Raw genomic sequence first — 21,612 nt, forward strand, 5'->3', positions numbered from 1 at the left:
TGGTCACCTTTCAAAACAGCGTCGGTTGAGCGACGCGCAAACTCTCTTCACGCAACACGCCGTTCAGATGCCAGGCGATCCCGATCGCCTCGGCCGCGTCTTTGGATGTCAGGCCCGGTACGATGCGCTGGGCCAACGCCAGCGATTCTTCCTTGGTGGCGTGGCCGTTGCCGGTGAAAGACTTGCGCCACGTCGCCTGATTGACTTCGATGACTCGCACGTTGAGGCCGTGCGCCGCCTGGATCGCGATCGCGCGCAGACCATAGAGCCGCAGATAGACGTCCATGCTCGCAGCCGGCGACAGCTCGACGATGCCCTCTTTCAGCTTGGTCGCGTTGACGCGCGGAGTGCGAAGCGCTTCCTCGATCGCGATGCGCTCGACTTCGAAGCGCTTGAGGACGTCGCGGAACCAATGACGGAAGGTCGTGTAGACCTTGCCGTCATCGGTCCCGCCCAGCGCGCGGAAAGCCTCGACATGCAACGGCTTCGATCCGTTCAGGATGGCGCAACCGGTCGTCGTCGCGATGTCGAAGCCTCCCACGATCACGGATCAATCCTCCTCGTCGCCTTCGTCGGCGGAGCCGTTGGCCTCATCGTCCTCGCCGATGTCGTCCTTCATCGACAGGATGATGTCGCGCTCCCGGCGGCCCTGGCGGAACGCGGTAAGCCACGCCTGCCCGGCGCGAGTGTTGAGGGCGTGCGGGTTCTTCTCCTCGATTGCATCGGACGAGGTGTCGAGCCCCATAGCGCGGCCGTCGAGCGCGGCCTTCTCTTCGATCGGCGCCAAGGTCGACTCGAACGCCAGATCAAGCTGGTTGTCCGTGACGCCGTGGCGCAGGATCTTGAGATAGCGGGTGGTAGCGCTGGTCTCCTCCAGCCACTCGTCTGCCTCGCCCGACTTCACGATGGCGAGCGCGCGCTTGGCGGCCTTCAGATTGATCCCCTTGCCCTCGGCGTTCTTCTCGACGGTGCGGAGATTGTTGCCCGCGGCGTCGACCTTGATCTTGGCGTCGCGGATTTTGCCGAGGTTGACGGCGATGACCGCGTCGTCGCCGAGCTGGTTGTGGGTTGGTGCCGGCGATGCCGCGGCTGCTGCGGTACTCAACTTCGTGGCCTCCTATGCTGCCTGTCGTGGATCGAACTTCGTCGCCTCGTTGCTGACGGCGACATCCCAACCCGGCCGGCTCTGGCGGCTGAACAGCTCCAGATAAGGACCGTCGGAATACTGCTGGACTCGCTGGTAGAACTTCTCCGGCTTGCGTGAGTGCTGGCGGCGCGGCTCGATGATGACTTCATGAACGGCGGCAGACTTCCGCACCGAACGGCCTCGCTTTCCGATCAGACAAAACTCGGCATTCTTGCGCGTCGTGAAGCCGCCGCCTGTCGCTAGATCGCGCTCGACGAAGAACAGACCCGGTGCGTTCGGGTTTAGCTTGATCCAAACGAACCCGACGCCGGAAGGCTTGAAACCCCACGCCTTGAAGATGTCGACGTGAACGCCGGCCGTCATGAACGGCCCGGTCATCCAGAGGAAGAGCGCGCAATCATCCGCGGCGACGTCGCCCACCGGCAGCGCCTTGATCTCCGGCAGCGTCATGCAGTCGTAGTGGCGCAGGGCGTTGCGGCCGGGCTTGGTCTTGCTGTTGGACTTGAACAGCCACGCTGGATCGGCCGCGATGACGCGATACTTGCTGCCGAGATGGGCAAACGATGACGTCACCGCGCGGCCTCCCGCGCGTGCAGAAGCCGGTTGTAGACCTCGGCCTCGCTGATCCCTATCGCCTCAGCGATCGCGACGGTGTCCATTCGCTTGCTACGCCAGAGCACAAGGATCGTCGCGTCGCGGGTGTCCTGCTCGCGCTTTTCGGTCGGGGTCACGCCGCAGCCCTCGCCTTGGCGCGGATCTCGTGCTCGATGCGCTCGCCGACCCACTGCGCTACCAGGACCTCGACAGAGACAGCTTCGGAGGCCGCATAGTCGACGACAGCCTGCCGATGATCCGGCGACAGATGGCGCAGCACCCGCCTGTAGTAGTACTTGCTCGACCGGCTCGTTCCCTCCGCTCCGAGGTAGTAAGCAATCGTGGAATGGTTGCGCTTGAGGAAGAAGCCGATCCGATAGGGCGTGAACTTGGCCGCTACCAGCTGGGACGCGGCGTGCATCCTGGCCTTGACGAGCGGCCGCTCGCGCGCGGCTGAAAAGAATTCCTCGGGATGAAGTCTAGCCTCGGTAATCACGCGATTGACGATCGCGCGGGCCGTCGGACTGTGGATGTGCTCAAGCCATTTGTGCCGGGCGGTCATGCTGCGCGGTCTCTCCGGTAGCAGACAGAAGCGTGCTTGGCGCAGTACGGCAGACCTTCAGGCGCCTTGGCGCCGCAGAACCTGAACAACGCGACATTCGGCTGCCCGCTGCATTCAAATCGGCACTGCCCGTTCTGCAGGCCAATCAGCGCCATGTGACCGACGTTCACGCTCACAGCCGGGCAATCCTCCGGAGCGTTGGCGATCTGGGCGGGCGCGGCCTTCGGCCTGCTCTGCCGGATCGACGCGGACCTGGTTCTCGATGCGTCGGATCCCCCCTTGTTGAGCCCGAGACGGGATATCTTGCCGATGACCGCACTGCGGCTGATTCCGAGATCGGCGCCGATCTGGGTGCAGGTCTGGCCGGCCACGAACAGTTGCTTCAGTCTCTGGACGCGCTGCTCCGTCCACGCAAACGGCGTGTTGATGGTCATCTGTCACTCTCTCAAAAAGCGTGATGCTCGAAACGTGGTCTCGAAGAAGCGGCTACGACGCCTGCCGCTCCCTATCTCTTGCGCGCTCCGTCCAAGGCGCGATGACTCGCGCCAAGCTCGGGCATCTCATTGAACTCCGAAAGAAGAGCGCCATAGATGTCCGGATCCTGAACGCGAAAGGCAGCCGCAAACTCGTCCGTGGCAGATCGGTCGGCATCGAAGACTCGGCGCATGAGTTGGAGATCGGCTTGCCGGCGCTGCTCAATCGATCCGAGAACGCCCATCTTCAGGATCGCCCGCCACCACCTCGGCCGGGCTCGATCCATCAGCACCACCAGGAAGGCGATGCCCTCCTCGCTCTGCAGCAGCTGGGCCAGCTCGAGGGCTGTGTACTTGCGGCGAGCGGACAGCCGGTAGTGGGCGTCACGCTCGGAGATATCAAGAAGATCGACCAAAGCCCTGTATGGTTTGCCAAAAAGACGATTGGCCTTGTCCGACAGGCGGCGCGTCAGCTGAACACCTGCGGCGTTCTTGCTGCACGTTTTGCCACCTACAAGATTTGCAGGTTTCGGCGCTAAGGCCGATGCTCTGGCCATGCGGAACACTCCCCTATCGAAACAGGAACTTGCGAAATGCGATTTGCGGCGCCGACGTCACGACACCTTCTCCGCTCTTGCGGCTTCGTTGGCGGCGAGCAGTTCGTCCGCGCAGGTCTCAGCCAGTGGAATGATGACCTGCCAGTAGCGATCTGGAATGCCATTGCTTGGCCAGCGATAGACAGCATCGACCGTGAGCTTCTTGGCGCCACGAACTGACGCTTCGCTGCAGGCATCAGCGATGGCCTGGGGGCCGCCGCCGGCAGTGATCAATTCCCGAATCGTTCTGGTCTTGGTCATAGCCGGAAGATGCCTGAATTAATTTCAGGGCACAATCGGAATTTCATTCCGTATGAATTTTTTTCAGGAAAGCTACGTTGCAGCTATGGCAACGACCGAAAAACGAAGTCCGGCAGCCAAGGCGCCGGCGTATGAATGGGGCCTCCGATTGAGGAAAGCCCTGAAGGACCGGGGCATCCGCACTGCGGCCGCGGCGCGCGAGGTTGCCGCGCGACAGGCAGCCCGTGATAACCCCACAATGAGTGAGGCCGAGCGAGAAGAACTCGCCGAGCGGATGGTCAATAGCTTCTACAAATACGTGTCGGGAGGGGTCGACCACCCCCGCGGATCGGTGTTCAGCGATATCGCTGCGGTTGCAGGAGTGTCGGAGGCCTGGCTCCGGGGCGCCCCGGAAACCTCTGATAACGCTGCGTTCATAACACAGCCCCAAATCAGCAACAGTATCCTTGCACCTCCGCCAAATGTGCGGCACGGTTCCCCGGTTGAGTTGCGGAGAGTCGAGTTGCCAATCCGAGGCAGGATTATGGGCGGCAAAGAGGGCGCACTGTCGTTCTCGGTCGAAAGCAGCGATGTCGTAGGCTACGTGGAAGCGCCGCCACGCCTCGCTGAAGTGCCCGAGGCCTATGCAGTTTACGTGGTGGGCGAGTCTATGGAGCCAGTTTTTCGCCCCGGCTACATCTGCTGCGTCAATCCCCATCTGCCGCCGCGACCGGGCGACGACGTGGTGATCCAACTCTCGTCCGACAACGACATGACCCGCATTGCCTACATTAAGCGCCTCGTATCGATGAATGAGCGAGAGCTGAAGGTCTGCCAGTTCAACCCGCAGAAGACCATCTCTTTCCCGCGCAAGCTGGTCAAGGAAGTCCATCGGGTCATGTGGTCTGGCCCGCCCTACTGAATCGACGCGCGTTCTTCTTGCGCCATCTCGCCCAGGCTGCCGGCGACCGCTTCTTTGGCTTGAAGATCGCGGTGCCGCGCGCCCAGAGGCCGTTTTCCTTCAGCCAGACCCGCTCGGCTTCCGCCGCCCGCCGCGCCATCTCGTCCCGATGAATCCTCATCTGCCGCGCTCCGCTGCTCTCGCCCCCTGCTTCGTTCGGGCACAGTCCCGCACCCGCTCTACCCCCTAGAGAGAAAAATCACTTCTCCGCTAGGCACGATCCGATGGCGAGGGAGCACCGGATCTCGGGCAGGCAAAACTTCAAACCAGATTTCCCCGCGATGCCCGATGTCGGGGGCCAGCCGCCCTCGCCCGCTTGAAGGCCGGGCGCACCAAGAATTGGGGTACGTAGTGTCGCGGTTGGGTCGCTCCGGTTGCCACCGGTGGCGGTTCGGTCGGGTCGTCCGTCTGGTCGCTCACGTTCTCGCCCGATGACGAGACTGCCGGCGCCGTGATGCGCCGCCCGGCCCATTTCGGCTGCCGAGCGCCTATCGTTCCGTCTATGACCGACCGGGCTGGCGGGAACCTCCGAGCAGGCCCAGCGCCGTCGGCCAACAGGGCCGAAATTCAGGTGATTCGTCTTTTTCCGGAATTATCCCTGAATTTCAACGCAGCCAATCCTGAATATTTTTCAATCTTTCTGTTGACCACGACAATTTCCTGAATTAATTTCAGGTCACTTGCTGTTCATGGGGACCGCAAATGATCACTGACGAAGCTCACAACACCCGGATGTTGAATATCCGGAAAGGCTACTGGCGCCGGTTCGAGACCGCCTTCGAACACCACGACCGTGCCGAGTCCTGCGAGGCGTCCGCCTATCGATATTTCAAGGGCGCGACCAAGGGTCAGATGCAGACCTACCAGGACGCAATCGCCCGCATCAATCAGATGCCCGATGGTCTCGCCAAGCGGCGAGCCCTCCACGCCGCCCAGCTGCGCTGGCACGAGACCACGGCCGAGGCCCGCGCGCTATTCGCCGACACCTTCGAAGAGCTGATGCGAGACGGCGAAGTCTCCGAGAAGATGGTCGAGCGCTGGGACGCGCTGCCGGTCTTCATCGTGCCGGCGGAGGCGGCGTGATGAAGATCAGCACGGACGTTCTCGCTGTTCTCTCGGGCTGCCAGATGTCGGGTAATCAGCTGGTGCTGACCGAACAGCTCGATCGTCAGATGTACTCGGCCGTCAACAAGGTTCTTGAGGCTGCCGGCGGCAAATGGAATCGGAAGGCCAAAGCCCACGTCTTCGACGAGGCTGCGGCCGACGTCATGGAGCCGATCATCCTGACCGGCGAGTACCAGCGCACGAAGCAGGACTTTGGAGTGTTCTTCACACCGCTGGCCCTCGCCCGTCGCCTAGCCGAGCGCATCACCTTCACGCATACGGGCATGCGGTTGCTTGAGCCGAGCGCCGGGATGGGCGCCCTCGCAACGGCCGCGCGCGATGCTGCCCAGGCAGATGACGAGAGCTGCAGCTGGGCCGACATCACCTGCTTCGATATTCAGCCGAAGCATGTGGTTGCTCTGCGCGCGCTAGGTTTACACGCGGAGTGCGCCGACTTCCTCGACGAGGATCCTCGCGACTACGAACCGTTCGACGCCGTGCTGATGAACCCGCCGTTCGCGGGACAGGCGGACATTCGTCACGTCATGCACGCCGCGAAGTTCTTGAAACCCGGCGGCCAGCTGGTCGCGATCATGTCGGCTGGCGTGCTGTTCCGGCGAGATCGGCTGACGGAAAGCTTCCGCGCATTAGTCCACGCGCGCGGCGGCACCATCACCGCCCTCCCCGCTGACTCCTTTCGCGAGAGCGGGACCGGCGTGAACACGGTTGTGGTGTCTTTCTCGGAGCGAATGCGATGACGGCTGAACTCGCCGCCGCCTATGAGCGGATCGATGAACTGACCGGCGTGGTCGAAGGCCTGCTCGGCCTCATCGTCCTCGTTGCCGAGCGCGACGATGTCACGGTCGACCTTCGCAGCATCCTCAACACCAACCACCGCGTCGTCGCCGCGCTCGACGCCGTGTCCGACCAGGTGACGTCATGATCGATCGGGACGTCGCAAACGGTCAACTGATCGACTTCGCCGTGGCGGCGCTCATCGCGTTCGCCTTCCCCATCATCGTCTTGACGCTCGCAGGGGCAACGCCATGAACCATCACAGCCACACGTCGCCGCTCGTCGTCCAGGTCGGCGATCACGATCCCGAGCCGGTCGTTCGCGTCTCGCCCGCGATCAAGGCCGAGCTGCAGGCCATCCGCAACATGTCGTTCTCGGTGCCCGAGTATCGCGCGCTGGCCGACCGCTATCTCGACGCGGTGCAGGCCCTGCAGATCGCGGTCGAGAACGAGCGCCTCGCCGGCATTCGCTCGGCCTTCCTGACCCTGCACGAGATCGCCGCGCAAACCGCCTTCCTCAACGAGGGACTGTGCCACGCAATCGAGTCCGTCCAGAAGCAGAAGAACACCGCCAATGACAATCATTGATCACGAGCCGACTGGCGAGAAGCCGCGGCAGCGCGTGAAGGCGTCGGCTGTTGCTGTGCCTGTCGCCTCCCCTTCGATCCAGCCGCCGACGCAGACCCAGGCCGCGCAGCAGGTCATCACCAGCAACATGATGATCCTCAAGCAGGCGATGGACGCAGGGAAGACCGGCGAGGACTTGAAGAACATGCTCGACCTGTACGAGCGGATGGAGGCAATCGCCGCGCGCCGGGCATTCGATGCGGCGCTCGCCGAGGCGCAGGCCGAGATTCCGACGATCACAAAGAACAGGCTGGTTCATTTCGAAGCCAAGAACGGCGGCAAGGACACCAGCTATCGCCACGAGGATCTGGCCGAGATCGTCGAGACCATCCGGCCGATCCTCCACAAGCACGGTCTGTCCCACCGATTCAAGACCCACCAGGAGATGGTCAACGGATCGATGCTGATAACCGTGACCTGCGTCATCACCGGCCACGGCTATCGCGAAGAGACGCCGCTATCGTCCGGTCCCGATCAGAACACCAGCGGCATGAACAACCTGCAGCGCATCGCCTCTGCTGTCACCTACCTGGAGCGCTACACGTTGAAGGCTGCGCTCGGCCTCGCTGCGTCGAACGACGACGACGGCCGCGGTTCGTCTGCCGAGACGGGCACCATCACCGCCCTGCAGATGGAGCGGATGGAGGCGCTGATCGCAGAAGTCGGCGCCGACCCCGTCAAGGTCTACCAGCGCTACAAAAAGAACTCGCTCGCAGAGCTGACGCAGTCGGATTTCAAGAGCGCGATGGAGAAGCTCGAGTCCATGAGGCCGCCGCTATGAACGCGATTGTCAACATCGACACCATCACCGCCGAGAAGCTGTTCGCGCCTGATGGTGTCGAGAAGATCATCACCAAGCTCGAGACGGACGTGCGCGCCATCGCGACCACGGATGTCTCGACGGAAGCGGGCCGCACCGCCATTCGATCGCTCGCGTTCCAGATCGCGAGATCGAAGACGGGGCTCGACGCCCTCGGCAAGGAACACGTCGCCGGGCTGAAGAAGCAGGCCAAGGCGATCGACGAAACACGCGCCATCATCTGGGACCGTCTCGAAGCGCTGCAGGAGCAAGTCCGCAAGCCGTTGACCGATTGGGAGAACACCGAGAAGGCCCGCGTGCAGGGGCACGAGGACGCGCTCGCCGCCATCATCGCAACGGCGACCTTCGCCACAGTCCCGGACTCGGCCGACTGCCGCGCCCGGCTGGCGACGATCCGCGACACCATGCAGCGCGACTGGCAGGAATACGGCGAGCGCGCCAACCAGGCCGCGGCATCCGCCGAGGCCATCCTGCGCAAGGCGCTCGAGATCGCGACCAAGCGCGAGGCGGAGGCCGCCGAGCTGGAACAGTTGCGTGCGGAGAAAGCCGCCCGCGACCAGCGCGACCGTGAGGAGGCAATCGCCCGCGACGCCGCGGACCGTGCGCGCGCCGAGGCGGCGGCCGAGCAGCAGCGCGCCGAGCAAGAGCGGCAAGCCGCCGTTGCCCGTGCCGAACAAGCGGAGCGCGAGGCGAAAGAAGCCGTCGAGCGAGCCGAGCGCGATCGCCTGGCCGCGATCGACGCGGAGCGCGCCCGCGCGGCGGCCGAAGCCAAGCGCCTCGCCGACGAGGCGGCCGCGCGCGAGCGCAACACGGCGCTCCGTCGCAAGGTCAACAACGCCGCGGTCGCTGCGATGGTCGAGGGCGGCTTGACCACTGCCGACGCGCAGAAGGTGGTTGCCCTGATCGCCCAGAAAAAAATTCCTGCCGTCACCATCGCTTACTGAGGGGGCCCCAATGGCAATCCATCGAGTCGAGCAGGGTTCACCTGAGTGGCACGCTCTGCGCCTGGGCAAGGTCACGGCGTCGCGCATCCCCGACGTCTGCGCCAAAGTCAAATCCGGTGGCTTCTCCGCCACGCGCGCCAACTACAAGGCCGAGCTGGTGCTGGAGCGCCTGACCGGCGTGCCGACCGAGCCGGGCTTCACGTCGAAGGACATCGAGACCGGCAAGCTACGGGAGCCGGACGCGCGGGCCGAATACGAGTTGCGCTTCCGCTGCACGGTCGAGCAGATCGGATTCGCTGACCATCCGACCATCCCGATGGCCGGCGCTTCGGCAGACGGCCTGGTCGGCGACGACGGCGGCGCCGAGTTCAAATGCCCGAAGGCGGCAACGCATCTCGCCTATCTGCGCGCCGACGTGGTCCCGAGCGAGTACCTGCCGCAGATCACCTGGAATCTCGCCTGCCTGCCGGATCGGAAGTGGTGGGATTTCGCGTCCTTCCATCCGGATTTCCCTACCTCGATGCAGCTGTTCGTCAAGCGCGTGTGGCGCGATGACCGGCGCATCGCCGAGACTGAAGCCATGGTCAAGACGTTCTTGGCCGAGGTCGATGCGGACGTCGCCGAGCTTCGCCGGCAATACATCGAACGCCGTGGCCAGTCCTCGGCCTCTGTGCAGCCGAGCCTGCTGCGCGACCTCGAGGCCTCTGCAAAGCTGGTGGGGCTAGCATGACCGACGTCAAGGCCTTCCCTCTGCAATGGCCGCCGGGTTTCCCGCGCTGGAAAGGGGGGCGTTCCGGCGGCGCGTTCAAGACCGACTTCGACACGGCGCTGCGGAACGTCCGCAAGAGCCTCGACTTGTTCGCGAAGGACAGCGGGAAGAAGATCGAGAGCCCAATCTTGTCGAGCAACATCGACATGAACCCGCTCTCGAACGATCGCGGCAAACGGCCGTCCGATCCCGGCGTTGCCGTCTGGTTCGCCTGGGATGGAATGCAGGTGTGCATTCCGGTCGACCGCTACGACTCGCCGGCGGCCAACCTGCAGGCCATCCATCACATCATTGAGGCGCGCCGCGTCGAGCTGCGCCACGGGACGCTCGCGCTGGTGCGCGCGACATTCTCTGGATTCCAGGCGCTGCCCGCGCCGGCCGGCAAGCATTGGCGCGACACCCTGCAGCTGAATGACGTGCCGAACGTGACGCGCTCTCACATTGAGACCGCGTACAAGGCACTTTCTCGCGAGCGCCATCCAGACCGCGGCGGCAGTACCGAGGCCATGGCCGAGCTCAACACCGCGCGCGACACCGCCTTACGGGAGATCGCGTCGTGAGCGCGCCCCGCCCCATTGACGTGACACGCAAGGACGGCGTGCTGGTCCCGCGACAGAAGTGGCTGTTCGATCGCCTGTTCGAAGAGGGCAAGACCTATCAGATCGAACTCTTCGAGCCGCGGTCGACGAAGTCCCAGGCGCATTACTTCGCAGCCGTCAATGAGGCGTGGAAGAACCTGCCGGAGCATCTGAGCGCGCAGCATCCCGACTCCGAGCACCTGCGCAAGTTCGCGCTGATCAAGACGGGCTGGTGCAACAAGCGCAACATCGTCTGCGAGACCGTCGAGCAGGCCTACGCCGTCGCCGCGCTCGCCGGCCAGCTCGACGAGTCCGCGGTGGTGGTGGTCCAGGGCAGCGTGGTGACCGTCGCGACGGCGAAGAGCCAGAAGATGCACGGCCCCGGCGCGATGAACCGCGACGACTTCCAGAAATCGAAGCAGGACGTGCTCGACTACGTCGCCGGCTTGATCGGCGTCGACAGCTCGACGCTCTCCTCACAAGTTCCCAATTCGTCCGGCGTTCCACATGAGGGTCCTGACAACGACCGGACGGATGCGCCAGCGGGGGATTCCGGTCCCCACACTCGTACCCCCGCTGGCGCTGACATTATCGAGGAGGCGTCGCTGCTCAGCGACGACTGGCGCGACGTCTACATCACCACCCTAACCGGATCGACCACCCGCGCCCTGTCGGTGATGAGCCGCGACCAGCAGGCCCTGCAGATGATGGGCTGCCCTCCGAACGGCAACGCCACCCCGAACGCTCTGGAGCGCGAGTGGATGCGCCGCGTCGCGACCCTGACGGTCAAGCGCGACAGGGGAAAGCTCAAGGCGGCCGAGTTCGAGGCCGAGATCACCAAGCTGAAGGGTCTGCCACTGACGGCGCTGATAGGAGAGCAGGATGCTGCTTAGGGTTATCGATTTTGAAACGACGAACCTGCCACCCGACTGCGCCATCTGCCAGATCGGCCGCACCGACGTCCTGCACCGCGGCGGCAAGCCGACCATCCTCGAGCCCGGTGCAATGTTCGTCAACCCCGAACGAGAGATCGCGCCCGAGGCGCGCGCCATCCATCACATCCGCGATCGCGACGTGAAGGACGCCCCTCCGGTCGATCTCGGCCTACGATCCTTGATGCAGGCCAACGGCCACGGTGAGCCCGACGTGTTCGCCGCGCACAACGCGAAGTTCGAGCGCGATCTGTTCGACGGCGGCGGCAAGCCCTGGATCTGCACGCGCAAGATCGCGATGCGGCTCTGGCCGGACGCGCCGAACCACCAAAACCAGACTCTCCGCTATTTCCTCGGCATCGACGGGCAGTACGACTTTGAGGCTCACCTGGCAATGCCGCCGCACCGCGCCGGCCCCGACACCTATGTGACGGCGCACATTCTCGCGCGGGCCCTGGTGATGGAGAGCGCCGAGCAGTTGATCAGGTGGAGCAACGAGCCCTCTCTGCTGCCGGGCAACATCGGCTTCGGCAAGCACAAGGGCCTGCCCTGGTCGCAGGTGCCAGGCGATTACCTCGATTGGATCGTCAGCAAGTCCGACATGGACGACGAGGTGAAGTTCACCGCTCGCCATTGGCTGGCTCGTCGGCGCTCCGACGACCGATAGGAGCGCATCGTGTGGGGGAGCGCAACATTCTGGCAGGGCGTCTGGCATGTGTTTGGACTGCTCTACGTGGTGATCGGCGGAACGATCGTGATGTCGGCCATGGCCGTTAAGCTATCAAAAAAGGTCAACGCGCATGGTGGCGCCGCACGGACACAAGCGACGGGAGTTCTCGCAGAAGGTGAAGGGACTCGCGCTGAAGCGCTGCATGCGCGACGGCACGCCTCACTGTGAGAACTGCGGGATCGAGCTCAATGCGCGAACCGGCACCATCTTCGAACACCTTGTACCTGACGGCCTGGGCGGCGAGCCCACCTTGGAGAATTGCGGCGTGTGGTGCTTCACATGCGCCGACATCAAGACGGTGAGCGAGGACAACCCGCGCATGGCGAAAGCCGACCGCGTCGCGCGCGGGCATTGCGGGCTCAAGGCCAGCAAGGGGCCGCCGATGCCCGGATCGAAGAAGAGCGGCTGGAAGCGGAAGATGAACGGACAGGTCGTGCGGCGATGACTGATCCAGAGAGTGGCCGAAATAAGCCCGGTCCTCCCTACTGGGCCGCCGCACTGCGCCTTGACCAGGCCGCTGCTTATTGTGGCCTGAGCGTTGACAGTTTCAAGGAGATTTGCCCTGTCTGCCCAATCGAATTCACGAAATCCTCGCACGGCCGACGTTGGCTCCGCATTCGCTTGGACGAGTGGCTTGACAGCCTCGATCCCAACCGAGCAGGCTCCGCGCTCACACGGCGCAAAAGCTTGGCGGAGCGGATTGGTGGTGGTGGCGGCTAGGCTGGAAGGCCTCAAAGTCTACCAGAGGCGAGGAAAATGGTACGTCTACCGTCGCGCAACCGGCGAGGCCCTGATCAGAGCCTTCTCCGGCGATCGGGCTGACCTCGACCGCGAACTGGCCTCGCCGACCTTCCTGCAGCTCTACAACAAGCCCCGCCTGCCCAAGCGCACCGCCGCCGCCTTCGCCGACGGCACGCTGGGACGCCTCGTGCATTGGTTCACGAACGGGGATATCGACCGGGACTCGAAGGACATCGACCCGGCCGGCTTCATCGAGGGCGGTTTCCCGAAATGGGCCAAGCTCTCGACCGCGACGCGCACCGACTATCTCAAGGCTTTCCGCTGGCTCCGGGATATCTTCGACGAGCCGCTTGCCGGCTTCACCACGCCCGAGCTGTACGAGCTGCGGGACAAGTGCGCGCACCAGAAGAAGACGCGCTTCGCCGACAAGATGATCTCGGCGCTCTCCTCCATGTTCTCCAGCGCAGTCGAGCGCGGGAAGATGGGGAGCAATCCCTGCCTGGGCATGCGAAAGATCCACGACGCCGATCCGAACGCGAACCGCGAATGGCTCCAAGCCGAGTTCGAGACCGCCTTCGCGGCTGCGCCGACGGAGATCAAGACGGTCCTGGTGCTGGCCCGCTTCGGCGGGCTCCGCGGCCAGAGCATCGTCGAGGTGGGCTGGCGGCAATACCTGCCGCATGCAACGACCGGCATGGCCGTGCAGCTCGTGACCCGGAAGAACCACGAGCCGACCTTCATCCCCGCGCTCGAGCAGATGCAGGCCTATCTCGGCACCCTGCCCCGCACGTCGACCAGGATCGCGACGCGCGCCGACGGCACGCCGTGGAGCTCCGAGAAGCTCATGCAGGCCACCGTAAGCCATTGGCTGCGCGAGAAGGAGCGCGAGGGCATGATCGGCGCCGGCACCACCCTGCACGGCCTCCGCGTCTCATACGCGGCTTGGTGGAAGCGCAACGGCGCGACGGACGCCGAGATCGCCGACCTACTCGGAGACAGATCTCAACGCATGGGAACCCACTATACCCGGCATGTGTCGCGCGAGGACAACGTGGTCCGGGCGTTCAAGCGGTTGAACGAGCAGCGGCAGAAATGACGTTTCTTTGCCGCTCAGTTTTCCGGACATGTTCCTGAGCGACAAACTCAAGAACCATGTGCAACGGAGAACATGCAACGCGGCCTCAGGTGGGGGACTCTTTCGGTGGGTCGTAGTCATCGGGGAACGGTAGCATCAGATTGCTACCCCATTGCGGAAATTCTCTGTCCAATCTGTCCATGAATACTTTCCAGTTCGGTGAGTACTTCATGAGCATGAGAACTGCAGCCAAATGCTCTCTGAGCTTCGGATGGCCAATATCCTCCGTCAATCGCTGGAAGAGCTTGTTCTTGTAATCGCCGCCAGGGTAGCGCGGTGTTAGACGCTTTAGCTCCTCCCAAACACCCGGCGCGAGACGCTTGTAGACAATGTTATTCGTCCAATGACCAATCACGCCGGGCCTTCCCGCGTTCTCAGTGTACGGCCAATTATTGAGCCGATAAATCTGCTTATAGAAGTCTGATGGAAAGGTCTTGACCCACGGGCGGAGTTCCTTTGCAACGAACTTCTCCAAGATTCTTGCGAGCGCATCGCGCTGTCTAAAATCTTGATAGCCGGTCGCTTCATCGACCAGCGCGATGATGCCGACAGTTGCAAAGCCGTGCTGTAAAATTGCAGCACGGGTGGCCAGATGCTCGCGGTACTTGCCAAGCTTACCTTGCTGATGGGCGTCAATCAGAACGGCGCAAATGTCGGGAAGAATCGTCGCCTCATAACCGTCCGCAGGATTGCCACCATGGGGCGGGATGAACCGAATTGGCGAATTCACGCGCGCGATTAACCCTCTGATATCTATCCCTTTTCCTGCTAAACTAGACATCAAATCGACGATTTTGCGCTCGCCGCTTCTGCCGCCGCCGAGGGACAATCCGATGCCGGCATACAGACCACGCAATGCGAGAACGCGCGTCCCATCCGCGAGAACGTAACATGGGATCTCGATCTCCCCTATTCGTAGAGGTCGATCCTGCGCACCATACTTGGCGAACAATAATACCGGCGGTTTTCCTTCATCTGCCCAGCGCTTCATGGCTGCGCCTCGCGCGATTTCAGATCGGCGCGACGGCGGCAAGATCTCTGCCCGCCTCGCTCCACCCTTTCTGCCTGCGCTCTCCTTGCTCATGCCCATCTCCAATGCTTAGCAGATGAGCATCTTAATGCTTAGCACAAAAAATGGCAAGCATCCACGTGCTAAGCATAATAGGCTGTGGATGGTGGTTAGTCTGATCGACGATCGTGAGTGGCAACAGCGAACGATAACGGAACGACATTTGTCTAACGCTGGCCATCTCCCGTCTAACGCTTGCCCTGGCGGACGGAAAAGGGTAGCGAAATCAAAGCGCGGACGTGGCGGAATTGGTAGACGCAAGGGACTTAAAATCCCTCGATGGCAACGTCGTGTGGGTTCGAGTCCCACCGCCCGCACCAAGGCCCTCGCCGTTTCATCCTGTGCATGATGCGAGATTGCTGCAGCGTCGACGGCTGCACGGCGTGCGCCGGCCGGTCGTCTGATGAGACAGACGATGAAGTCACCCGGCCGGATCGTCCGCCATACCGGCTAATAGCCGGGCGGTGCCTGGAAGGAGCCGAGCTCGCGTTCGACCAGACGGGCAAACCGCAAAGTGGTGCGGTCGCCCAGGAACGGTCCGATGATCTGGACGCCTGCCGGCACCGAACCGACCAGCGCGCCAGTGGGCATCGCGGTCGCCGGCAGATAGGCGACCGTGGCGAGGCCCGGCCATGCCAGATTGTCGAGATAGGGGATCCGGCGATCGCCCACCGCCAAGGTGCGGACGAACTGGGCCGCGAAATCGGAGCGCTCGACGTCATGCGGGAACGCCACAGTCGGCGTCACCGGGCAGATCAGGATGTCGTAATCGGCAAAGAAATAGCTCCACGCCTGGCGGAGCCGATGGCGCTCCTCCCTGATCGCGAGATAGCTCTGCAACGGCTGCCGAATGGCATCGGCCACCTGGCGCGGATAGCTGCCGGCTTCGGCCGCATCCCCTTCCGCGAACAGGGCCTCCTTGGCCGAGGGCGGAAGGCCGGCCCCGATGATCCCGAACAGGGTCTGAATGTAGGCCCGGTGGCTGGCTGCAGCGTCGATGGCCGGCCGGGCCGCTTCATCGACCTGAACTCCGCAGCGCCTGAGACGGCCGACAAGCTGGTCGATCGCCGCAGCATAACCGGGATCGAGCGGAAAGGCGTCCGTCCACACCCCGACCCTGAAACTTTTCAGGTCGTCGTGACGCGGGGCCGGCAATCGCAGCTCGGCTCCTGCGCGCTCGATCTCCGCAGGTCCGAGCAGGATGTCGAACAGCAGCTCCAGATCCTCGGCGCTGCGCGCGAGAGGTCCGACCACGGAGAGCCCGGATGGCGCAACATGTCCAGGCGGGGGCGGAAGGTGTCCTGCGATATCGATCAGACCGTAGCTCGACTTGTGTCCATAGACGCCGCAGAAATGAGACGGGACGCGGATCGACCCGCCGATGTCGCTGCCGAGTTCCAGCGGGGTGAAGCCTGCAGCCAAGGCCGCAGCCGAGCCACCGGACGAGCCGCCCACGGTGCGCGTCAGATCCCACGGATTGCGGCTCAATCCAAACAGCGTGTTGTAGGATTGATGGTCCTTGGCCGCGGCCGGGACATTGGTCTTGCCGAAGATGACCGCTCCGTTCGCCCGGATCCGCGCCACCGCCGCAGCGTCCCGCTGCGGCCGGTAGTCGCGAAATTCCTCCATGCCACAGGTCACCGCCATTCCCGTCACCGCGAACGAGTCCTTGATCGTCATCGGCAGACCAAGCAGACGCCCGGCGGTCGGGTTTCGGGCGATGGCCTCGTCGGCGGCGCGCGCGCTACGCCGCGCGCCCTCCTCATCGAGTGCAACCACCACATTGCACTCCGGATTGAGCCGCTGCACGCGGTCGAGATGCAGGTCCAGGAGTTCGGTCGCACTGATGCGCCGCTCCGCCAGCATCTTCAACTGCGCCGTCGCGCTGAGATAATGCGTGTTCGTCATAATCCGGGATTCCCTGGTCAGTCGTTGTTCGGTTTGTCCTGCAGCGCAAGGCGCGGAGCCTTGCGTTCGACGCTCATGAAACGCAGGCCCCAGCGCGCACTCAGCGCCGGCCAGAGGCCGCGCGGCGACCACAGCATCGTGCCCACCGCGACGCTCCCCAGGGCAACGAGATACCAGCCTCCCGACAGTCCGAGCTGACCGGTGACGATCTCGCGCAGCGCGAAGAACAGCAGCGTGCCGATGATCGGCCCCTCCAACGTTCCAATGCCGCCGATCACGACGATGAACATCATATTGACGACCCAGCTGACGTCGAACGCCGAAGCGGGACTGAGATAGAGATTGCTGAGAAAGTTGACGGCGCCCGCCGCGCCGCATCCGGCAGCCGAGATGACGAAGACGATGAGACGATTGCGCTGGACGTCGACGCCGACGCTCATGGCCGCAACGTCATTGTCGCGCACGCTCATGATCCCGAGACCGAATTCCGATCGCATCAACAGCAAGAGCCCCGCCGTCGCCGCCAGCGCCTGCACGCTCGCAATCCAGAACAGCGTCGGCTCGAACCAGTCGAGGTCCATCAGGCTGCTGGTCTTGAGCGGCAGGCCGGCCGTCGCGCCGGTCAGGGATGACTTCGTGACGAGAGTGGCGACGATCTCGGAAAACACCCAAATCCCAATTGAGAAATAGGCATCGCGCAACCGAAACAGCGGCAGCGCGACCAGCGCTGCCAGGAACGCGGCCGCCAGCGGGGCCAAGGGCAACACCCAATAGGGCGAGACGTTCAACGCCTCAGCTGCGAGGAACAGAGCGTAAGCACCGGCCGCCACGAAAACCTGATGGCCGAACGAGACAAGACCCGCATAGCCCGCGAGCAGGTTCCACATCTGCGCCATCGTGAGAATGAGCAGAGCCTCTGTCCACAGGCGCAGCGCGCCGTCGCCGAGCACGAAGGGTGCACCGGCGCTGAGCAGGATCGACGCGACGACACCGGATACCAGACGGAGATGCATCGTCAGCTCCGGCTCGCCACCAGCCCGGACGGGCGGATCAGGATCATGATGAAGAACAGCAAGTGACAATAAAGCAGGCCAGCATTGGGATCCCATTTGAGACCGACGAGCTGCGTGACGCCCAGCGCAAGACCACCGATCAACGGCCCCCAGAACGAGCCGATGCCGCCCAGCACCACGACCTCGAACGCAATGAGCAAGCGTTCGACGCCGGAAAACGGCGTGAAGCTCGCGCGCGCTGCGAGAAAGAGGCCGGCGATTGCGCTGAGCGCCACAGACATCGCCATCACGCAGGCGTACACCCGGTCGGGCCTCACGCCGAACAGTCGAACGATGTCGCGGCGATCGGCTGTTGCGCGAATGATCCGGCCGAATGACGTTCGTTTCAGCATCCATTGCAGGAGCAGAAACAGCACGATCGAGGTGGCGAGCGTCAGCAGCGGCATGACACCGATGTTGATATTGAAGATCGCGATGCTGGCGCGCGACAGCGAGCCGAGCTGCAGCCCGCGCAGATCGGCGCCGAACACCTCCACCATCACGCTGCGCAGGATGATCGACACCCCGAAGGTGAGTAGCAGCGGCGCGAGCGGATCCGAAGACTGCATGGATCGATTGACGATCCAGCTCTGATACACATAGCCGATACAGAAGGAGAATAGGATGGCGAGGCCAAAAATGATCAGTGGGTGAAGATCCGGTGCCGCCGCTAAGACGATCACCGCGAAGAAGGCTGCCATCACCATGAACTCGCCTTGGGCGCCGTCGACCACCCGCATGACTCCAAAGACGAGGGCAAGCCCGATTCCGATCAAGCCGTAAAGGCCACCCAATAGCAGACCGTTCACCACGGTTTCGATCCACGCCATGCCAACCTGCCCCGCTCTCAAGCGCCGAAATAGGCGCGTGTCAGATCCTCGACCCTCACGGCACCTGCGGCGGTCTCCAGCGAAATCCTGCCCTTGAGCAGGCAATAAAGCCTGTCAGCGGCGGCGGAGGCGCGCTTCACATCCTGCTCGACCAGCACAAGGGCCGTGCCCTGCTTGCCGATCTGCGCGAATGCCGCATAAATCTGCTCGACCATGAGCGGTGCCAACCCGAGCGAAATCTCATCACACAGCAGGAGCCGCGGGTTGCAGATCAGCGCCCTGCCGATCGCGACCATCTGTTGCTGGCCGCCCGAGAGGTGACGCGGCATCGCGCTACGCCGCTCGGCCAGGATCGGAAACAGTTCGAAGACCCGCTCCAAGGTCCAATACCCGCGGCGCCTGAGCACCTGCCCCATCATCAGATTTTCCAACACGGTGAGGCTGTCGAACAACATGCGCCCTTCGGGCACCATGCAGAGTCCTGCGCGCGCGATGTCCTCGGCGGATGCAGCGGAAATCTCGGCGCCATCGAAGCGGATTCGTCCCTGCTTGCTGGCAATCAGGCCGACAAGCGCGCGCATCATCGTTGTCTTGCCGGCGCCATTCGCACCGACAAGCGCAACCACCTCACCTTCGCCGACGCGAAGGTCAAGATCGAAGATGGCCTGGAGATCACCGTGAAAGACGTTCAGCCCTGACACTTCAAGCAACGTCATCAGCCGCAAACCCCATATAGATCCGCCTGACCGCGGGACTGTCCATGACCTCGCCCGGCGCGCCTTCGAGCACCTTGCGACCGAAATCGAGCACGAGAATGCGGTCCGCCACCGCGCGCAGTGCGTGCGGGATGTGCTCGATCCAGATCATGGCGTAACCGGCCTTGACCCCGCCGATCACCTCGGTGAGACGCGCGACCTCCGGCTCCGTCAAGCCGGCCGCGATTTCATCCAGCAGGATGAGCCGCGGCTGGGATGCCAACGCCTTGGCGAATTCAAGCCGCTTGCGATCAATCAATGGCAGCCCGCCAGCCAGCAGTTCCGCCTTGGCGAACAGCGCCGTCAGTTGCAGCACCTCGATGGCCGCTTCCGCAGCAGCATCCTCGTGCATTCCGCCGGCAAAGGTGGCTGCTGCGAGAACGTTTTCGTAGACGGTCAGATGCGGGAAAGGCTGCGGGATCTGAAAAGCCCGGCCGATGCCGCGACGCGCCCGAAGGTGCGGCCGCAGCCCGGTGATGTCGCTGCCGTCGAGGATGATGCGACCCGAGTCAGGTCGGATCAAGCCCACGATCAGGTTCAGCAGCGTGCTCTTTCCGGCCCCGTTCGGACCGATCACGCCGAGACATTCCCCCAGTTCGAGCTGAAAACTGAGATCGTCTGCGACCTTGATGGCGCCGAAGCTCTTGCTCAGCGAACTGACGTTCAACACTTCGACCATGTATCGCGCTCTGCCGCCGGCCGCTTACGAGAGCTTTGACAGCAGAGTGAGATCCGACTGTTTGGGAATGAACGGCGCCGTCCCGTTATGGACGATCAGCAATTCATATGGCGCCTTGCCTGTCTTCGCCTTGCGCCACTGACCGCCGGCCAGCGAGGTCACGGCAACATTCTTGATCGGGCTGTCCTTGAAGTTGACGGGACCAACCACGGTCTGCAGGTCGAGGCCGGCGATCGCATCGCGCAGAGATTTTTTGTCCTTCGGATCGCTGTTGCGAAGCGCGGCGATCCCGACCTCCCAGAGCGCATGCGCGTAGCCGATCGGCTGCGTCCATTGCCGTCCGGTCGTCTTCTCCCAATCGGCGGCGAGCTCGGCGGCGCTCTGCCCGGTCAGGGACGACTTGAACGGATAGGCCGGCGTCCACCAGACCTCGGTCGACATTCCGTCGCCCCGGTCGCCCAGGGCATTGACCGCGCTGGGGAACAGAAACGCCGCAGCGATCGTGCAGATCTGCGGCTTGAAACCGGCCTGCGCCGCCTGATTCCACAGCGTCACCCAATGCGGGCCATAGGCAAATCCGGATACGATATCGACGCCTTCATTCTTGAGCGCCGAGATCTGATTGGAGAAATCATCGGTCGTCAATTTGTAGAGGCCTGCCGGAACTTCGCGATATCCGGCTTGCGCGAGTCCCGCTGGCAGACCCTCGCTTGGATCTGCAAAGGCCACACCGGGCGAATTGTCGATGTACAGCGTTCCAACTTTCTTGTTGGTCTCCACGGACTGCCACATGCCGATGAAGTTCTTCACAACATCATCTGCCCCCCAGAAGAAGTGGAACGTGTAGGGAAAACCCTTGTCCGGCGTCGACTTGCGGGGAAACATCCAGGCCTGCCAGGGCAACATCGTGGAGATCGCCGGAACACCACGCGCGTCGGCAAGTTCTCCGACCGGGATCTGCGCATCGCCATCCTGCACGAGAATGAGATCGCACTTCTCTCTGAGCACGAGCTCGCTCGCCACAGTCGCAGATCGGTTCGGCTCCGACTGATTGTCCCTGATCACAAGTTCGACATTGTAGGTCTTGCCGCCGATCTTGAGACCATCCTTGAGATAGGTCTTCATGCGCTCCTGAATCCAGGGATCCGGCTCCGCAAACGGCGCACGAATGCCTGACAAGCACCCCACCCAGCCGATCTTGATCGTGCTCGAGGCGGCATTGGCAATGTTGGCGAACGTCACGCTGCCCGAGCCGGCGAGCCCGAGCGCACCCGCCGCCTTGAGCAACTGCCGGCGGCTCATGCGGCGGCCCACCTTCGTCGAAGACTTGATCATATCACCCACGGATGTTCTCCCCAGAGATCTGGTCGAATGCAAGCTCGCCGGCGCCCCGGCTTGACAGACGCGCTTTCCCGGTCGCGGCTCGCCCCTGGGCGGCCGCGCCATACGCATGCTCTCAAGATGACGAAGTTATGAACGGACCACACAGACGTGTTATCCGAAATCGGCAACGGATCGCTGCATCAGCGAAAAATCCTCCAGGAGCCGATCGAAGCGGCGATGGCCCGTGGG

The 21,612-nt window shown here is 63.2% G+C and carries 29 protein-coding genes and 1 tRNA gene; 14 read left to right on the forward strand and 16 right to left on the reverse strand.

Annotation, left to right across the window (positions count from 1 at the left end):
* Nucleotides 1–10: 10 nt before the first annotated feature.
* The 8 genes from HL671_RS20225 to HL671_RS20260 all read right to left on the reverse strand — a co-directional run bounded on the left by HL671_RS20225 (nt 11) and on the right by HL671_RS20260 (nt 3,633).
* Complete coding sequence (locus HL671_RS20225; protein ID WP_172237935.1) at nt 11–547, reverse strand: hypothetical protein; 537 nt, start codon at nt 545–547, stop codon at nt 11–13.
* A gap of 3 nt (nt 548–550) precedes the next feature.
* Nucleotides 551–1,105: a hypothetical protein gene (locus HL671_RS20230; RefSeq protein ID WP_172237938.1), complete on the reverse strand. Its 555-nt coding sequence runs from the start codon at nt 1,103–1,105 to the stop codon at nt 551–553.
* Between the two features lie 12 nt (nt 1,106–1,117).
* On the reverse strand, nt 1,118–1,720 hold the full coding sequence (locus HL671_RS20235; protein WP_172237941.1) for an MT-A70 family methyltransferase: 603 nt from the start codon (nt 1,718–1,720) through the stop codon (nt 1,118–1,120).
* The gene (locus HL671_RS20240; protein ID WP_172237944.1) at nt 1,717–1,878 is read right to left on the reverse strand and encodes a hypothetical protein; all 162 of its coding nucleotides are present in this window, start codon (nt 1,876–1,878) and stop codon (nt 1,717–1,719) included. Before HL671_RS20240 ends, HL671_RS20235 begins: the two co-directional genes overlap by 4 nt.
* Nucleotides 1,875–2,303, reverse strand: coding sequence for a hypothetical protein (locus HL671_RS20245; RefSeq protein WP_172237947.1), 429 nt, complete (start codon nt 2,301–2,303; stop codon nt 1,875–1,877). The genes HL671_RS20240 and HL671_RS20245 overlap by 4 nt, the downstream gene beginning before the upstream one ends.
* Nucleotides 2,300–2,737 (reverse strand): GcrA family cell cycle regulator, encoded by a 438-nt coding sequence (locus HL671_RS20250; RefSeq protein ID WP_172237950.1) that lies wholly within the window; start codon nt 2,735–2,737, stop codon nt 2,300–2,302. Before HL671_RS20250 ends, HL671_RS20245 begins: the two co-directional genes overlap by 4 nt.
* A 71-nt stretch (nt 2,738–2,808) precedes the next feature.
* Nucleotides 2,809–3,333, reverse strand: a complete 525-nt coding sequence (locus HL671_RS20255) for a hypothetical protein (protein ID WP_172237953.1) — start codon at nt 3,331–3,333, stop codon at nt 2,809–2,811.
* Nucleotides 3,334–3,390: 57 nt separating this feature from the next.
* On the reverse strand, nt 3,391–3,633 hold the full coding sequence (locus HL671_RS20260; RefSeq protein ID WP_172237956.1) for a hypothetical protein: 243 nt from the start codon (nt 3,631–3,633) through the stop codon (nt 3,391–3,393).
* Nucleotides 3,634–3,685: 52 nt separating this feature from the next.
* Here HL671_RS20260 and HL671_RS20265 point away from each other — a divergent pair, with 52 nt between their 5' ends.
* Nucleotides 3,686–4,534 (forward strand): S24 family peptidase, encoded by an 849-nt coding sequence (locus HL671_RS20265; RefSeq protein WP_172237959.1) that lies wholly within the window; start codon nt 3,686–3,688, stop codon nt 4,532–4,534.
* Here HL671_RS20265 and HL671_RS20270 read toward each other — a convergent pair.
* Nucleotides 4,509–4,694: a hypothetical protein gene (locus HL671_RS20270; protein ID WP_172237962.1), complete on the reverse strand. Its 186-nt coding sequence runs from the start codon at nt 4,692–4,694 to the stop codon at nt 4,509–4,511. The genes HL671_RS20265 and HL671_RS20270 overlap by 26 nt on opposite strands.
* A 581-nt stretch (nt 4,695–5,275) precedes the next feature.
* Between HL671_RS20270 and HL671_RS20275 the strand changes: the two genes are divergently transcribed.
* The 12 genes from HL671_RS20275 (at nt 5,276) to HL671_RS20330 (ending at nt 13,708) form a co-directional block, all read left to right on the forward strand.
* A complete protein-coding gene (locus tag HL671_RS20275) occupies nt 5,276–5,656 on the forward strand; it encodes a hypothetical protein (RefSeq protein WP_172237965.1) in 381 nt (126 codons plus the stop codon).
* Nucleotides 5,656–6,435 (forward strand): methyltransferase, encoded by a 780-nt coding sequence (locus HL671_RS20280; RefSeq protein ID WP_172237968.1) that lies wholly within the window; start codon nt 5,656–5,658, stop codon nt 6,433–6,435. The genes HL671_RS20275 and HL671_RS20280 overlap by 1 nt, the downstream gene beginning before the upstream one ends.
* The gene (locus HL671_RS20285; protein ID WP_172237971.1) at nt 6,432–6,620 is read left to right on the forward strand and encodes a hypothetical protein; all 189 of its coding nucleotides are present in this window, start codon (nt 6,432–6,434) and stop codon (nt 6,618–6,620) included. The genes HL671_RS20280 and HL671_RS20285 overlap by 4 nt, the downstream gene beginning before the upstream one ends.
* A gap of 103 nt (nt 6,621–6,723) precedes the next feature.
* Nucleotides 6,724–7,059 carry a hypothetical protein gene (locus tag HL671_RS20290; RefSeq protein ID WP_172237974.1) on the forward strand — a complete coding sequence of 112 codons (336 nt, stop codon included), beginning with the start codon at nt 6,724–6,726 and terminating at the stop codon, nt 7,057–7,059.
* On the forward strand, nt 7,046–7,879 hold the full coding sequence (locus HL671_RS20295; protein ID WP_172237977.1) for an ERF family protein: 834 nt from the start codon (nt 7,046–7,048) through the stop codon (nt 7,877–7,879). Before HL671_RS20290 ends, HL671_RS20295 begins: the two co-directional genes overlap by 14 nt.
* Nucleotides 7,876–8,862 carry a hypothetical protein gene (locus tag HL671_RS20300; RefSeq protein ID WP_172237980.1) on the forward strand — a complete coding sequence of 329 codons (987 nt, stop codon included), beginning with the start codon at nt 7,876–7,878 and terminating at the stop codon, nt 8,860–8,862. Before HL671_RS20295 ends, HL671_RS20300 begins: the two co-directional genes overlap by 4 nt.
* Nucleotides 8,863–8,872: 10 nt before the next feature.
* Nucleotides 8,873–9,592, forward strand: a complete 720-nt coding sequence (locus tag HL671_RS20305; protein WP_210263982.1) for a lambda exonuclease family protein — start codon at nt 8,873–8,875, stop codon at nt 9,590–9,592.
* Complete coding sequence (locus tag HL671_RS20310; protein WP_172237983.1) at nt 9,589–10,191, forward strand: J domain-containing protein; 603 nt, start codon at nt 9,589–9,591, stop codon at nt 10,189–10,191. Before HL671_RS20305 ends, HL671_RS20310 begins: the two co-directional genes overlap by 4 nt.
* The gene (locus tag HL671_RS20315) at nt 10,188–11,102 is read left to right on the forward strand and encodes a hypothetical protein (RefSeq protein WP_172237986.1); all 915 of its coding nucleotides are present in this window, start codon (nt 10,188–10,190) and stop codon (nt 11,100–11,102) included. The genes HL671_RS20310 and HL671_RS20315 overlap by 4 nt, the downstream gene beginning before the upstream one ends.
* Entirely contained in the window at nt 11,092–11,808 is a 717-nt protein-coding gene (locus HL671_RS20320) for an exonuclease domain-containing protein (protein WP_172237989.1), read from the forward strand. The genes HL671_RS20315 and HL671_RS20320 overlap by 11 nt, the downstream gene beginning before the upstream one ends.
* 133 nt (nt 11,809–11,941) lie before the next feature.
* Nucleotides 11,942–12,316: an HNH endonuclease gene (locus HL671_RS20325; protein ID WP_172237992.1), complete on the forward strand. Its 375-nt coding sequence runs from the start codon at nt 11,942–11,944 to the stop codon at nt 12,314–12,316.
* Nucleotides 12,317–12,574: 258 nt separating this feature from the next.
* Nucleotides 12,575–13,708: a site-specific integrase gene (locus tag HL671_RS20330; protein ID WP_172237995.1), complete on the forward strand. Its 1,134-nt coding sequence runs from the start codon at nt 12,575–12,577 to the stop codon at nt 13,706–13,708.
* An 85-nt stretch (nt 13,709–13,793) separates the two neighbouring features.
* Here the strand turns inward: HL671_RS20330 and HL671_RS20335 are convergent, their stop codons facing one another.
* Nucleotides 13,794–14,831 carry a P63C domain-containing protein gene (locus HL671_RS20335; RefSeq protein ID WP_172237998.1) on the reverse strand — a complete coding sequence of 346 codons (1,038 nt, stop codon included), beginning with the start codon at nt 14,829–14,831 and terminating at the stop codon, nt 13,794–13,796.
* A gap of 218 nt (nt 14,832–15,049) precedes the next feature.
* Between HL671_RS20335 and HL671_RS20340 the strand changes: the two genes are divergently transcribed.
* Nucleotides 15,050–15,136, forward strand: a tRNA-Leu gene (locus HL671_RS20340).
* 130 nt (nt 15,137–15,266) lie between these two features.
* Here the strand turns inward: HL671_RS20340 and HL671_RS20345 are convergent.
* Genes HL671_RS20345 through HL671_RS20370 form a run of 6 tightly spaced genes read right to left on the reverse strand, consistent with a single transcriptional unit; the run spans nt 15,267 to nt 21,375 of the window.
* Nucleotides 15,267–16,724, reverse strand: a complete 1,458-nt coding sequence (locus tag HL671_RS20345) for an amidase (RefSeq protein WP_172238001.1) — start codon at nt 16,722–16,724, stop codon at nt 15,267–15,269.
* A 17-nt stretch (nt 16,725–16,741) separates the two neighbouring features.
* Nucleotides 16,742–17,737: a branched-chain amino acid ABC transporter permease gene (locus tag HL671_RS20350; RefSeq protein WP_172238004.1), complete on the reverse strand. Its 996-nt coding sequence runs from the start codon at nt 17,735–17,737 to the stop codon at nt 16,742–16,744.
* A 2-nt stretch (nt 17,738–17,739) separates the two neighbouring features.
* Nucleotides 17,740–18,606 (reverse strand): branched-chain amino acid ABC transporter permease, encoded by an 867-nt coding sequence (locus HL671_RS20355; protein WP_172238007.1) that lies wholly within the window; start codon nt 18,604–18,606, stop codon nt 17,740–17,742.
* Between the two features lie 17 nt (nt 18,607–18,623).
* Entirely contained in the window at nt 18,624–19,322 is a 699-nt protein-coding gene (locus HL671_RS20360; protein WP_041750870.1) for an ABC transporter ATP-binding protein, read from the reverse strand.
* Complete coding sequence (locus HL671_RS20365; protein WP_012045198.1) at nt 19,309–20,040, reverse strand: ABC transporter ATP-binding protein; 732 nt, start codon at nt 20,038–20,040, stop codon at nt 19,309–19,311. The genes HL671_RS20360 and HL671_RS20365 overlap by 14 nt, the downstream gene beginning before the upstream one ends.
* Before the next feature lie 24 nt (nt 20,041–20,064).
* A complete protein-coding gene (locus tag HL671_RS20370) occupies nt 20,065–21,375 on the reverse strand; it encodes an ABC transporter substrate-binding protein (protein ID WP_246579758.1) in 1,311 nt (436 codons plus the stop codon).
* Between the last annotated feature and the right edge of the window lie 237 nt (nt 21,376–21,612).

The organism is Bradyrhizobium denitrificans (genome assembly GCF_013179005.1).
Lineage (GTDB): Bacteria > Pseudomonadota > Alphaproteobacteria > Rhizobiales > Xanthobacteraceae > Bradyrhizobium > Bradyrhizobium denitrificans.